At 58.5% G+C, this 13,378-nt stretch carries 8 protein-coding genes and 2 pseudogenes; 5 read left to right on the top strand and 5 right to left on the bottom strand.

All coding sequences use genetic code 11. The features are described from left to right. The first annotated feature begins 37 nt into the window (after window positions 1-37). Both JO965_RS43300 and JO965_RS43295 read left to right on the top strand, forming a co-directional pair. Window positions 38-256 (top strand): hypothetical protein, encoded by a 219-nt coding sequence (locus tag JO965_RS43300; RefSeq protein ID WP_203447757.1) that lies wholly within the window; start codon window positions 38-40, stop codon window positions 254-256. 98 nt (window positions 257-354) lie between these two features. Continuing rightward, a complete protein-coding gene (locus JO965_RS43295; RefSeq protein WP_203447756.1) occupies window positions 355-1,149 on the top strand; it encodes an NYN domain-containing protein in 795 nt (264 codons plus the stop codon). A gap of 239 nt (window positions 1,150-1,388) precedes the next feature. On the opposite strand, the gene JO965_RS43290 is transcribed toward JO965_RS43295, so the two are convergent. After that, window positions 1,389-4,382, bottom strand: coding sequence for an EAL domain-containing protein (locus JO965_RS43290; protein ID WP_203447755.1), 2,994 nt, complete (start codon window positions 4,380-4,382; stop codon window positions 1,389-1,391). A gap of 804 nt (window positions 4,383-5,186) precedes the next feature. Further along, window positions 5,187-5,483, bottom strand: a complete 297-nt coding sequence (locus JO965_RS43285) for a VOC family protein (protein WP_203447894.1) — start codon at window positions 5,481-5,483, stop codon at window positions 5,187-5,189. 1,601 nt (window positions 5,484-7,084) lie between these two features. Between JO965_RS43285 and JO965_RS43280 the strand changes: the two genes are divergently transcribed. Then, window positions 7,085-7,363 (top strand): hypothetical protein, encoded by a 279-nt coding sequence (locus JO965_RS43280; protein ID WP_203447754.1) that lies wholly within the window; start codon window positions 7,085-7,087, stop codon window positions 7,361-7,363. A gap of 224 nt (window positions 7,364-7,587) precedes the next feature. Here JO965_RS43280 and JO965_RS49915 read toward each other — a convergent pair. Together JO965_RS49915 and JO965_RS49120 are read right to left on the bottom strand one after the other, a co-directional pair. Next, window positions 7,588-7,632: pseudogene (locus tag JO965_RS49915) on the bottom strand (hypothetical protein); the annotation flags it as partial. Between the two features lie 260 nt (window positions 7,633-7,892). Further along, complete coding sequence (locus tag JO965_RS49120; RefSeq protein ID WP_256451964.1) at window positions 7,893-8,015, bottom strand: hypothetical protein; 123 nt, start codon at window positions 8,013-8,015, stop codon at window positions 7,893-7,895. 115 nt (window positions 8,016-8,130) lie between these two features. On the opposite strand from JO965_RS49120, the gene JO965_RS43270 reads away from it, so the two are divergent. After that, the gene (locus JO965_RS43270; protein WP_203447753.1) at window positions 8,131-9,477 is read left to right on the top strand and encodes an IS5 family transposase; all 1,347 of its coding nucleotides are present in this window, start codon (window positions 8,131-8,133) and stop codon (window positions 9,475-9,477) included. Window positions 9,478-9,686: 209 nt separating this feature from the next. Here JO965_RS43270 and JO965_RS43265 read toward each other — a convergent pair. Beyond that, window positions 9,687-10,886, bottom strand: a pseudogene (locus tag JO965_RS43265) (RNA-guided endonuclease InsQ/TnpB family protein). A gap of 894 nt (window positions 10,887-11,780) precedes the next feature. On the opposite strand from JO965_RS43265, the gene JO965_RS43260 reads away from it, so the two are divergent. Further along, complete coding sequence (locus JO965_RS43260) at window positions 11,781-13,205, top strand: M10 family metallopeptidase (protein WP_203447752.1); 1,425 nt, start codon at window positions 11,781-11,783, stop codon at window positions 13,203-13,205. Window positions 13,206-13,378: the final 173 nt, after the last annotated feature.

The raw sequence follows: 13,378 nt of genomic DNA, 5'->3' as shown, positions 1-13,378 counted from the left end.
AAATCAGGAAGAAACTAAAGAGTTAAAGCGGGGCAAAATGGGCTACCAAATTGAACACGTCGCACGCGCATTCTATGATAATGTGCACGATGGGAAAGTATGGGACAACGAACTGGACATCATAAAAGAAGAGTTCCGTCTGTGGGCTCGTGATGCTATCGCTCTTCTTCATCAACGGGAAGATGGAAGCCTGGTGGAGGCGTTCTACTCGGTTGCAACTTCAAAAGATCAGGTTGAACTCTCCGGCGTCGCCTAGGTCTGTCCTTAATGTACCGTGAGGAAACGGGGCGGCTGGCGCTGCGCCAGCCGGATGCTTCATAGATCTCATGGGCTCGCACATTCCCCGGAAGTCTTATGGCCTCAGAAATCCGATCAACCCGTCTCGCCGTCCTCATCGACGCCGACAATGCGTCGGCCAAGATTGCAGGCAGGCTCTTTGAGGAAATTGCCAAGATCGGAGAGGCCAGTGTGCGCCGTATCTACGGCGACTTTTCAGGCCAGCGTCTGAAGCCTTGGGCCGATATCCTGGCGCAGCATGCCATTATTCCCCAGCAGCAGTTCGCCTATACAGCAGGCAAGAATGCGTCGGATATCGCCCTGGTGATCGATGCCATGGATCTCTTGCATAGCGGCCGATTTGACGGGTTCTGCCTCGTCTCCTCCGACAGTGATTTTGCTCGCCTTGCATCCCGCATCCGTGAGCAGGGACTAGATGTCTACGGGTTTGGGGAGCGGAAAACACCAGAGAGCTTCCGGCAGGCGTGTCGTCGCTTTATTTACACCGAAAACCTCCTGCTTCCTGAGACTCCCACGCTTGGGGAAGAGACACCTAAAGCAGTGAGGCCACTACAATCCCCGAGCGCCGCAGTCCCGCTCCTCCAGAAAGCCTTGTCCCAAATCGAAGGCGAGGAGGGCTGGGTGAGCCTTGCGATGTTGGGCAAGCGGTTATTCAATATCGCAACAGACTTTGACCCTCGCACCTACGGCTATCGCAAGCTCAGCGATCTCGTGCGGAAGACCGGAGCATTTGAGGTCGCTCAGCTAGAGACTGGTGGATTGCGGGTCCGCCTCATGCTCCCGGAAACCAAAGCCCCGACCAAGAAACAGTCTCGGCAGAAAGGTACAGCCGCCAAGAAGCCGAGTTCCTGATTTTTCCTCGGATCAGTCTCAGCAAAAATCATTTTGTGGGTGCAGGCACAGCCAGCCTGATCTGTCCGAAGTCCGATCCCCGCCTAAAATAATTTTGCCCCGCAGCTCGATACCGTCAGATACCCTATGCGATGCTCCCCGGACTTGTTGGTCCAGTTCAGCAGCCTTCGGGCAGACCCGGTCGCCAGATCTCGAGAGGGTCCAAAGTTTGCTTCGGCTCTCGACAGCGCCTATGCGCGCTATTTCTCGATAAGAAGCAGTCGCTTCGCTGATATCTGCTGTGGGAACCAACCAGCCAGAAATCCCGGCACATCTGCGCCAGCCATCGGACTGGCATAGAGATACCCCTGAGCGCTGCCACAGCCCATCTCCCGCAGCCGCTGCGCCTGACCGGTGGTTTCCACCCCCTCAGCCGTGACCTTCAGGTTCAAGCTCCTGCCGAGACTGACCACTGCCGTGACGATAGCCTCGTCATCCGGGTCCTCCTCGATATCTCGAACAAAACTCCGGTCGATCTTAATGTGATCCACCGCGAACTGCTTCAGATGCGTCAATGAGGCATAGCCCGTCCCGAAATCGTCGAGCGCAATCTGGACCCCTCGCGCACGGAACCGGTCCAGCGCATCGGAAACGGCCTCCGATTGTGCATCGAGCAGCACCTTCTCGGTGATCTCAATCTCAAGGTGCTTAGGCGGGACCTTCGCAAGGTCGAGGATGCGAAGGATGTCCTCGGCTAAACCCGGTTGGATGAACTCCACCTGAGACAGGTTGATCGCCACATGGCCAAAGCTCAGGCCGCTGTTGAGCCAGCGGCGCATATCCGAGGTCACTTTTCCGATCAGGCGCTTGCCGACCGTGGTGGCAAGCTCAGGATCGTCAAAAGCATCGGCGAAGCTGCCGGGTGTGACGAGACCTCTGGTCGGATGTTGCCAGCGTGCGAGGGCCTCGAAGCCAACGATCTCGCCCGTCGCGAGGCAGACCTTGGGCTGGTAGAAGGGCTGGATCTGATCGAGAGAGATGGCTTCCCGCATCTCCCGTCTGAGTGTGACCCGGTGTTCGGTCGCGGCTCGCATTTCGGGCAAATAGGTCACGACGCGGTTCCGGCCCTCGGCCTTGGCCCGGTACAGGGCCATGTCCGCATCCTTCATCAACTCGGGCGCTGTCGCATCGTGGTCCGGGAAGGCTGCGACCCCGATGCTCGCATGGCTGGCGATCATCTGGCCTGCGTAGGGCACAGGCTGGCTCAGCTTTTTGGCAAGACCCTCGGCCAGTGTGGCGGCATGTTCCAGGCCAGTTGAGCCCGCCAGCAGAACCACGAACTCATCCCCGCCGAATCTTGCGACGGTGTCACACTTTCTCGCTATCGAACACAGTCGCACAGCTGTCTCCTTCAGCAGCGCGTCGCCCGCATCATGTCCGAACGAGTCATTGACATCCTTGAACTCATCCAGGTCGATGACCAGCAGGCTGATGCTGGTGCCGTGTTGCTTGGCGTCCGCAAGAGCCTGCTCCAGCCTGTTCTGGAACAGCATGCGGTTCGGCAGACCTGTCAGCGCATCATGGTTCGCCGACCGCCAGAGTTCACATTCGGCGACTTTGCGGTCATGAATATCAGAGAGACCTCCCACCCACTCCCGAATCGAACCGTCCGCATTCTTGATAGGTACGGCTCTGCTCAGCATCCAGCGGTACTCCCCGCTCTTGTGCCGCACCCGGCACTCGGCCTTGTAGGCGGTTCCCGATGCGACTGCTTCGAGCCATGCTCGCGTGATGCGATCCGTATCATCAGCATGAAGCGTATCGACGCTGCCCAGCCCGGCAGCCTCGTGATCACTCTGTCCCGTGATGTCTGCCCATCCTCTTGTCTCGGTGATCATCCCATCCGGTGTGGCGACCCAAAGCACAACCGAACTCGCCTGAACGAGCGCGCGATGCCGCTCCTCCTGCTGACGGATATGCTCGGCAGCACACTTCTGCTCATGAATATCCGTAATGGTCCCAACCCACTCCTGGACCGTTCCATGCTCATCGAGCATCGGTACGCCTTTGGCGCGGACCCACCGATCCTCTGCATCCGGATGCTCGACCCGGAACTCGGCCACCACAGGTTGGCGGCAGGCCAAGGCGTCCTGCCAGAGAGCCATGACCCGCTCCCGATCAGCCGGGTGGACTGCCTTCAACCAGCCATTGCCGTGACCCTCACCGGGTGCTTGACCACTGAGCGCTTGCCAATCGTGAGAGTTGCTGATCAGAGAACCATCAGGCTCCGCACGCCAGACAAGCGCAGTGCTTGCCTCAATGAGGGTGCGATAGCGCTTCTCACTTCTCGCAAGATCCTCCTCGGCTTGTTTCCACTCATGAATGTCGGTGTTAGTTCCGTACCATCGCCGAACCCGCTCTTGAGGATCATATGAGGCTGTCGCACGAGACAGAATCCAGCGGTACTCACCAGAGTGGTGGCGCTGACGATATCGACACTCATATGGCTCGCCTGTGTGCAGGGAATGCTGCCAGAGCGCTGTGATTTGATCCCGATCCTCGGGATGAATGAGACTGGTCCAATGATTTCTCTCGGCGAAACCGGGCTCGGTTCCAGTGAACTCGTACCACCGCCTATTTTTGTGATCGAGGCGTTTGTCCGGACAGGCCGACCAGATCATCTGCGGCAGCGCATCGGTGAGCGTGATCAGTTCCCTTTGGTGTTCCTCAAGGACTCTGTTGGCCTGTCTGAGCTTGAGTTGGCTCATGACCGCGTTGGCAAGAGCGGGCAGCGCCTCCCTCTGTGCGGGAGTGAGCCCCTCAGGACGGGGTTTGGTATCGAAGACGCAGAGCGTGCCGAGAGGCAGACCCTCTTCGGTGATCAGGGGAGCCCCGGCATAGAAGCGTAGGTGCGGCTCACCGGTGACCAGAGGATTGGTAGAGAATCGTGGGTCCTTCGTCGCATCCGGAACAACGAACAGGTCTGGCTGAAGGATAGCCTGGGCACAGATGGCGATCTCGCGTGGGATTTCCCGAACACCATTCAGGCCGATCGCACACTTGAACCATTGCCGCTGCTCGTCGATCAGGGAGATCAGGGCTACTGGGGCATCGCAGACGTGCGCGGCCACCTTGGTGAGACTATCGAACGTAGTCTCTGGCTCGGTATCGAGAACCGCGAAGCTGCGAAGAGCCGCCAGCCGGTCCGCCTCAGCCCAGAGCGGAACACTGCTCTCGGTACCACACATTGACATGGAGATCTGCCCAACAGAACATTGTTTCTTTTGATCTGGGCAGCATAGTACTTCGAAGGGTATGCTGAGGCGAAGTGCGGAAGTGTCTCAGTTGCCGAAATTCGTGAATGCCTCGTCCGGGAATAAAACAGTTAGGGGTGATGACCGCTGTAGCTGACGGTTCCTGATGCGATCTGGCGATGCGTCGAGGCTCCGCAATTCCCTCGCTCCAGGCCGTCAGCCCTCCTCGCTGACCCCAGTCGCCAGATCTTCAGACCATGAGTAAAATGATTTTAGCGATGAGGGAACAGTTGGTGCCAGCGCCGGACCGTGAGGAGGCCGACCCAACAATGGGGAACAATCTTGATCGAATGCCAAGATGTTCCTCGACGAGTTTTCAGCCAAAAATTGAGGATGGCTTTCAAACTCTTCGCCCTCAGATCATTTCTCCCAGGACGATGCCGCAGCGGCAACTACTTGCCCTGGTCGGCTTCATCAAGCTACTCCAGAGATCAGCCACCACACGAAACATAGGATCGAAAGACTGGAAAAGCCCAGCCCAGACGCCGTCCAGCGAGTGACACGCCTCTCCCAAACATGAGTTAGATGTTCGACTTCCTCTGTCAGGGGAGCCTTCAGGAAGGCCCGAAATTTTCTGTGAGCGTACCAGCCGTATCCGAGCGAAATAACAGCCAGCCATCCGGAGGTGAGGGCGAGATACCAGAAAACATCGCGTAGGCTTCCGACCGTCATGTTGCCTCCGGACAATCAGAGCTAAATGACCGCCGCAACCATGAGAAGCAGCCACGCTGGGCGCTCGTAGACCTAGTATCCCTTCCACAAGCCAGGTGTCGCAATCTCCAGCAGATGCCCGTCCGGATCACGAAAGTAGATGCTGACGCCGCCCCTCGGCCATTGCGTGCGGCCCTCCAGGGAGACACCAGCATCGGTCAGGTGCTGTTGCCACTCCTCCAGTTCATGTGCCGAAATCGAGAAGGCGATATGCATCGGCTCTTGACCGTCCTGCGAAAAGAGGAGAACCCCGTTCCCGTCCATGTCATAGGCCCGCATTCGGTGATCTTCATGGATGCACGGGAGCCCGAGAACATCGCCGTAGAAGATTCCATACTACGGCTTATGCAAAATTCATGTCGCGGTCGAATGACGGGACCAGCCTCATCAGGGCATCTTCTTTGAAGATGATACGCGAGCGAGTTCCTCTCGGATCAGTCGTGCCGTCTCGGGGCCGATGCCCGGGAGCCTGTGGATCTGGGCAGCCTGAGCCCTGAGCCGGTCCAAGGTCGTGATGCCCCTTTGCGCAGAGCCTCCCAGCGTGGAAGGGCAACCGCAACTCCCTGATTGGTCCGCCGATGCATTCCCACCTGGAATTAGGCATTCGTCTCTTCCCTGAGTCGGGCTCGTTTCAGGTGCAGGGGGTGAGATGACGAGCGAGCAAGTTCTGCTCTGATCATGCGGGCCGTCCTAACCCCGATGCCGGGAACCCAGTGGACCTGATCAGCGACGGCCCTGAGTTGATCGAGGGTCGTGATGCCTTCTCGCCGCAGCACGCCCCACACATAGGGAGGCAGAGACAAACCTCCGACCGGCCCCTGACAATCCTCGTGGATCTATTCGACATTGGCTCGGCTCCGACGTCTCCTGGAACTACGTAGCCTCGCGCGAGGAGTTCTGGGCGCGAGACTTGAGCCGGGAGAGGATGGCGCGAATATGCTCTCTGATCCGGGCGGCTTGGGCGTCCTTGACCAGGCTCTCAGCACTCTGAGCATCGGGGAGACGGCTGTCTTTCTTCATTACGGCTGGGCTTGGTCGATGGGAGCCAGCAAATCGTAACGTTAGGGAGTAAAGTCACAATACGTCAGAGGTAGTAGGACATAAGTCCATACAGGGCTCCTCGAACCCTCGCAGGAAAAGCGCCCCGGCCAAGGGGAGTCGTGGACCCTCAGCCAGGGCGACAGCGGAGGGCACCCCGCATCAAATCGGGCTGATACCGCAACGCGCCTGGCTCGCGCATTATGTCTTAATTGAGGTAAAGAATCCGTAACTGGCGGAACTGGTACATAGTCCCGCTGGAACGAGCGATTCACGCGTGTGAGAGCCAAAGGAAAAGGGCCGCGCCCGGTCTTGTGACCATGTTCGCGACCCTTGAGCCCGTTTCGCCCCTACGGGAGAAGCCCGCTTAGAATACCTCCGAGGGATTATCAAGATAAATCAGATTATTTGAAGATAATCCCAGGCGTCGGAATGGCGCGCTTTAGGTGTTGACACGCCCCATTCAGAACACGAAATGTCACATTTATGCCACAAGGCCAATCAATACACCAAACAACCGGCCTTTTATTTGCCCCTACGGGTCGGCTCCTGGAGCGCCCCTCGAAAGAGTGGGCGCTTTCTTTTTGTCGGCTTAGATTTTCAGGAACATTAGCCTCGCACCGCGACCCAGTCCATATGGCGCCATCTGCGAATCCCACCGCCCTTTTCTCAACCATCAGTGAACTGCCGCGGCTGCCGTCCTTACAAGTCCCGACAGCATCGTTGCTGGCGGTCACACCCCGTCCGAGGAATGGACTTCACTTCCGGGGGATAGTTTGTCGGATCCCGATGGCCTATCCTTCCCGTCGCCTGCCATTCCTTGACCTCACGGCAGGCTCTCGCTGCGCCACGACGCACAAGGCGCCGTTCATCCCTCCAAGGGAGGTTTTGACATGCACACAAGGATCCTAGCTGCCCTTGTTGTTTGCGTAGCTACCTCAGCTCCGGTCACTGCCGGTGAAATCAAGGGAACCGGCCAATTCATCGAGCATCGCGCATCGACTGGCCAGTCGGCCTGCCGCTTCTCGGGCCTGAACGACGGCTATTTCGGGGATCCCACAGCCCCGCGCACGCAGTCCTTCGGCCAGCTCATGCGCCAAGGCGGAAGGGAGGAGTACGAGGGGCCAACCCCCGGTGAGGCCTGCAATCCGACGAGCGAGGCCGACGAGTAGCCCCACTCGCAGGAATAACCTTTTGCGATTGGAGCGGTCGGCCGGTCTGGCGAGCTCATTTGCCTCCTGTCACGCCGGCAGGCATGACCGGATCGGCCGGCGTCATAGGTCCCGATAGCCTCGCCGGCGTTTCGCCCCGGCCAGGCGCTCGAGGCGCTAGCCGGCCTCTCCTCGCTCGCGAAGGTCTCGACGAGCTCCTGCCCGTTGGTGCCGATCCGGCCCCAATTGCGCACCAGGCGCACGGTCCCGAAGAGAGCCCGCTCGCTCATGAGGGAATAGAAACGGGTCACATGCTGGGCATGGTCGACCCGGTGCACGATGGAACAGATTGGGGGAACGCTCGTCCATCACGATCCTAGCTCATTCAACTCCCCGGTCTCCCGGCTGCGAAGGAGTTCGCGATGGATGACTTCGGCGGATATTTACCGTGGCTCCTGCTTGCGCTGGGGGTTGCGATAGCGGCCACACTGCTACTGTATGGGCTTGGATATATCCTGTAGACCTCCAAGAACCCAGCTCTGCCCTTCCCTCATCCGCCTCGCACATCAACAGCTTTGCCCTTGTAGGTGAAGGTCCAACTGTGGGCGATGACGAGCAGCGACCGAAAGCGCGACAGAGCCGCAATAATTTCCTCAACGATTCCATCGGCCAAGTAGTCGGTCCTGAATAACCCACAACTTGTTGGGACAGAAGGATTCTTCGTCGTCACGAAGCATTGTAAAATGCCGGCATCTGGGGATGGACCCGCTTAAACCTGGTGTTTTGCCATGGGACCCAAGCCGACGCTGCCGAGTTCCGGCGATCTCTACCGCAGCCGTCTCGATCAGATCCTCGATCAGCGTCACGAGTTGTTCCGGCTGGCTGGTCTGATCGACTGGGACAGGTTCGATCAGGAGTTTGGCCGCTTCTATCGTCCGCTCGGACGGCCCGCGAAGCCGACGCGCCTGATGGTCGGGCTGTCGTATCTCCAGCATACCTTCAACCTGTCCGATGAGGCAGTGGTGCAGCGCTGGATCGAGAATCCGTATTACCAGTGGTTCTGCGGCTGCGAGTACTTCCAGCATGAGCTGCCGTGTGATCCCAGCTCGCTGACGCGCTGGCGCAAGCGGCTCGGACCCGAGGGACTGGAGAAGCTGCTGGCGGCCACGATCCAGGCTGGGCTGGAGAGCGGCGCGGTGCGACCGTCGAGCCTGGAGCGGATCAGCGTCGACACCACGGTGCAGCCCAAGGCGATCACTCATCCCACCGACGCCAAGCTCTATCTCAAGGCCTTGCAGGCTCTGGTACGACAGGCCAAGCGGCACGGCCTCGAGCTGCGTCAGGCCCACACCCATTTGGCCAAACGCGCTGCCGTGCAGGTGGGGCGGTATGCCCATGCCCGTCAGATGCGGCGCATGCGGCGAGAGCTCAAGCGGCTGAAGACCTATTTGGGCCGGGTCTATCGCGATGTCGCCAGGAAAGTCGCCAGTGATGAGGTTCTCTCACGCCGGTTTGCTCCTCTGCTCGGCCTCGTAGAGCGCCTCCTGACGCAGGAGCGCACGAGCAAGAACAAGCTCTACAGCCTGCATGCGCCAGAGGTGGTGTGCATCGCCAAAGGCAAGGCACATCGGCCGTACGAGTTCGGCAGCAAGGTCGCACTGGCGGTGACCAACCGCGAAGGCTTCGTGCTCGCTTCCAAATCGCTGGAGGGCAATCCGTATGACGGCCACACGCTCAACACGACGATGGATCAGGTCGTGGCCATGACTGACGTGGAGCCCTCGCGCATCTACGTCGACCAGGGCTATCGCGGGCATGACTACGCCAAGACGGATCGGGTGTTCATCACCCGACAGCGGCGTGGCCTCACACCGACGATCAAGCGCGAGCTGAGACGCCGGTCTGCGATCGAGCCGATGATCGGGCACATGAAGGCGGACGGGCGACTGGGACGCAACCACCTGCTCGGCGCAGCCGGCGACGCGATCAATGCGCTGCTGGTGGCCGCCGGACATAATCTGCGGCTGATACTGACGTGGCTCAGACTGTTTATCGCTTGGCTCATGGCGGCTCTAATGGGCTCATCCGCGCAATCGGATACTTTCCCCGAACCCTGGAATCCAATTGCCGCCTGAGCAAACTGCATTGTTCAGGGCCGACCAAGTAGTCCTGTTCAAGGGCACCGCTCATGTTTCTGAACGGAAGCACCGCAATGGAGGGCTTATCGGGCAGGGGGAGCGATATGGGTAGCACGGCAATCCCATAGATGCGGAACCGAAGTGCCGTGCAGGAATGGACCTTGCGTGAATGGCTCCCCGACCCAAAGGACGGGGCTTCTCACGGCTCACGCCGCAATGTTTTCTGCTTCATCGGCCGCTGCGGTCACGTGGACTGTCTGACGCAGGCCTCCACAGCCAGGGACGTGCCAACCACCCGCCCTTAGTTCCAGAACGCCCAAGCGCTTGATGTTCCGCGCCGCGTTCTCATCCCGGTCATGCTCAGCGCCACAGGCTTCACAGGTCCAGCAGCGCACCTTCAGGTCCAACTTTTCGAGCTTGTGCCCGCAATACCAGCACGTCTTCGAGGTGGACGCCCAGCGGTCGATCTTGACCAGATGCTTGCCGCACCGCTCGGCCTTGTAGCCGATCTTCGCGATCGGGCCAGACCAGCCGGCATCCGAGATGGCTCGTGCGAGCCTTCGATTCTTGAGCATGCTTTTGACCGCCAACGTCTCCACAACGACCGCTTGGTTTTCGTCGACCAGTCGTTTCGGCAGCTTGTGCTGGAAGTCATCTTTTGCATTTGCCGAGCGCTCATGCGCCTTGGCGAGCGTCAGCCGGGCCTTAGCCCGGTTCTTCGATCCTTTATTTTTACGGAAGAGCGCTTTTTGCTTCCGCCGCAGATTGCGCTGCGCCCGCCTAAGGAAGCGCGGGTTCTTTGTCTTACGCCCTGAGCTCTCAGTCATAAGATCAATGAGCCCAGCATCGGCGCCAACAATCGCCTCTTCCCGCAGCACGGCAACCAGTTCCGGTTTCGCTAACCCGTCGTCTGCCAGGATTGAGGCGAAATACTTGCCCGTGACCGTCCTTGAGACCGTAATGGATTTGAGTTTGCCTTCGATCGGACGATGAATGACGGCCCTGATCCGGGTGGCGACCTTCGGCAGCTGGATCCAGTCTGCACCAAAGCCGATCTTGCCCGAGCAGTAATAGCTCGACTGCACACCATGTTTGCGCTTGAAGCGCGGGAACCTGGCGCGTCCCTCAAAGAAATTTTTGAACGCCTTGTCGAGATCGATGCAGGCCTGCTGCAGGGACATGCTGTCGTAGTCGGCGAGCTAGGCATACCGCCGGCTCTTTTTGGTAACGGCAAGCAGCTTCTTCAGATCGTGCTTGGCCGAGAGTTTCTGGCCGTGCACGCGGTACCGGTGCACCTTGATCGCCAGGGCCTTGTTGCGCACGAAGCGCACGGCCCCGAACTGCCGGTTGAGAAACTCAACCTCTTCAGCCGTCGGATACAGGCGGACCTTCGTGGCGCGGAGCATCCACCACCTATAGAACAGATAATGAACACTGCCAAGCTTCGAGCTTGGGAAAGAGGCCTATCTCTCCTCTCCCTGAAGGAAGAGGGCTCTCGGCCATTTTTGCTGAGAGGAAAGGGTCTCCCACGGATTGCTCTGGTTGGGCATGGTTCACCATTCGAAGCGATGGATTGCGTATCGGCGTGAGCTCAGGTTGTCTCTCCCCAACGCTTAAAGGTTGAAGGTCACTGATCCGATTTAGTATACCTAGGCGAAAGTAAGGCTCGCTCAGAGTCAAAGAGGATCCAGATGAGGGGATCTCCTGCCCAAGCCGAAGGGCATGCGGTGGGCGATCCATGATCGATGGATGACCTTTTAAGATGTCGGCAAGGAGATGCTCGATGAGCAACTCCTCAAGGCTGCGGCGCGGCTCATGAGTTAGCTGTCGGTAGGAGGAGAGGAAGCGCCTCCATCCGTGACAATTCTAGATGACGAAGAGGGCGTCGTACTTCAGCGCAAGACCTTTCGTCGGTGAGCGAACTCGACTGCCTGCCTAACCCCAGCTCGTTGCCAGTCTTATAGTCGGTCAGCGATCGAGCGCAACTCCCGCACCAAGTGTTTCCGACGAGCGGCTCGGGTGTGCGGGCGTGGGGACAGGCAAGATCAGATCCTGCACGAGAATGGGTGCCGCGAGTCATCGATGCACCAACCTGCTCGCCAATTGCCCAGTGCACTCGGTCCCACCAATGTTCGACCGAACAAATATCTCTGTATTTCCGCGAGGATATTTCTCCGAATCGGTAATACTGTGGCCCCTGTACTTAATCACAACTGGATATGACGTAATCCCCATGAGCCGATGAGAAGGATTTGGTTCGGGTCAATACTTTCTGAGGCCCGTCTTCTCCCGGTGAGATTATGGCTACTGCAGTCGTCGCAGGTCGAGCGAACAGTCCGTTGACTGACGGTGCTTTGTCTGGTCTGCAGTGGAACGGTCCGGAGGTGACTTACAGCTTCCCGGCCTGGGCCGATTTTTATGGACTAGGGTACGGATCGGGAGAGCCACAAAAAAACTTTGAACCCCTGAACGAGCTTCAGATCGCGGTTGCCCGCTCGATCTTCCGCATGATCTCAGCCACGACAAATCTTACCCTCACCGAAATTGAGGAAACTGCGTCCATACATGCGGACATTCGCCTTGCCATGTCCGGATTCGCAGAGACCGGTTGGGCCTACACCCTCGATGAGGCGGGGGCGGGAGGGGATGCCTGGTTCAATAGTTTAAGCGGTCGGTACCATGCACCGGTCATCGGCAACTTCGCGTTCTGGACCTTCCTCCACGAAATTGCACACACCCTTGGCCTGAAGCATGCTCACGAGGATGGAGTCTTCGGGCGGGTTCCGGTTGAGCTCGACTCCATGGAATTCTCCGTCACAACCTACCGATCCTATGTTGGGGCAGCCGGCGCGCGAGTGGAGAATGAGCCATGGGGCTATGCCCAGTCATTGATGATTGGTGATATCGCCGCCCTGCAATACATGTACGGGGCCAATTTTTCGGCCCGTGCAGCTTCTACCACTTACCGGTGGGATGCCAAGACCGGGCAGGCATTCATTGACGGCGTGGGTCAGGGCCTTCCCGGCGGGAACAGGATCTTCTGTACGGTGTGGGACGGCGGTGGGATCGACACCTATGATTTCGCGAATTATCGGACCGACCTGTCTGTTGATCTCCGTCCTGGTCACTGGTCGACGCTTTCACTCGGGCAACTCGCTTACCTAGGGGGATTCCGCTGGGCCCGTGGCAACGTCGCAAACGCTTTGCTCTATCAGGGTGATCCTCGATCACTCATAGAAAATGCCATTGGCGGGAGTGGCGATGATCGAATTTACGGAAACAGCGCCGGCAATCATCTGATCGGCCGGCAAGGCAAGGACAGGCTGTTTGGGCTTGATGGAGCGGATACCCTCAACGGAGGGCACGATCATGATATCCTTCGCGGTGGAGAGGGTAGCGATGTCTTCATCTTCAACACGCCGCCGAGTGCAAAACGCAATCGGGACGCCATCCCCGATTTCGACGTCAGGGATGACAGTCTCTATCTCGACAATGCTGTTTTCAGGTCCCTCGGTGCAGGCTCTGCCCATCATCCTCAGAAACTGAAGAAGGCTTTTTTTGTCATTGGGGAAGAAGCCCGAGATCACAATGACTTCATTGTCTATAACAAGGAAAACAAGGTTCTGCTTTACGATCGCGATGGATCGGGGCCAAGCAATGCTGTGCCGATCGTTACCTTCTCCAAAGAGCTGAAGATCACCAGCCACGATATCTTTGTTGTCTGAGGATCCTGGTGGACTCTTCAAACGATCCCAATGCAGGTGGTTTCCGCCTCCCGTGGGGTGGGTATTCATTTCATGGCGCCCAGCGGTTGCTGCGGCCAGTGCGAGCCTATGCAAAGGCGCGAGTAAGAACGCACGCTTGCTGTTGGCGACATCCGTCAACCCGAGGCTCTTGG

Origin of the sequence: Microvirga sp. VF16, from assembly GCF_016864375.1 — a bacterium.
GTDB lineage: Bacteria > Pseudomonadota > Alphaproteobacteria > Rhizobiales > Beijerinckiaceae > Microvirga.
The sequence above is the reverse complement of the archived record's forward strand: the minus strand, read 5'-3'. Positions and strand labels throughout refer to the sequence as shown.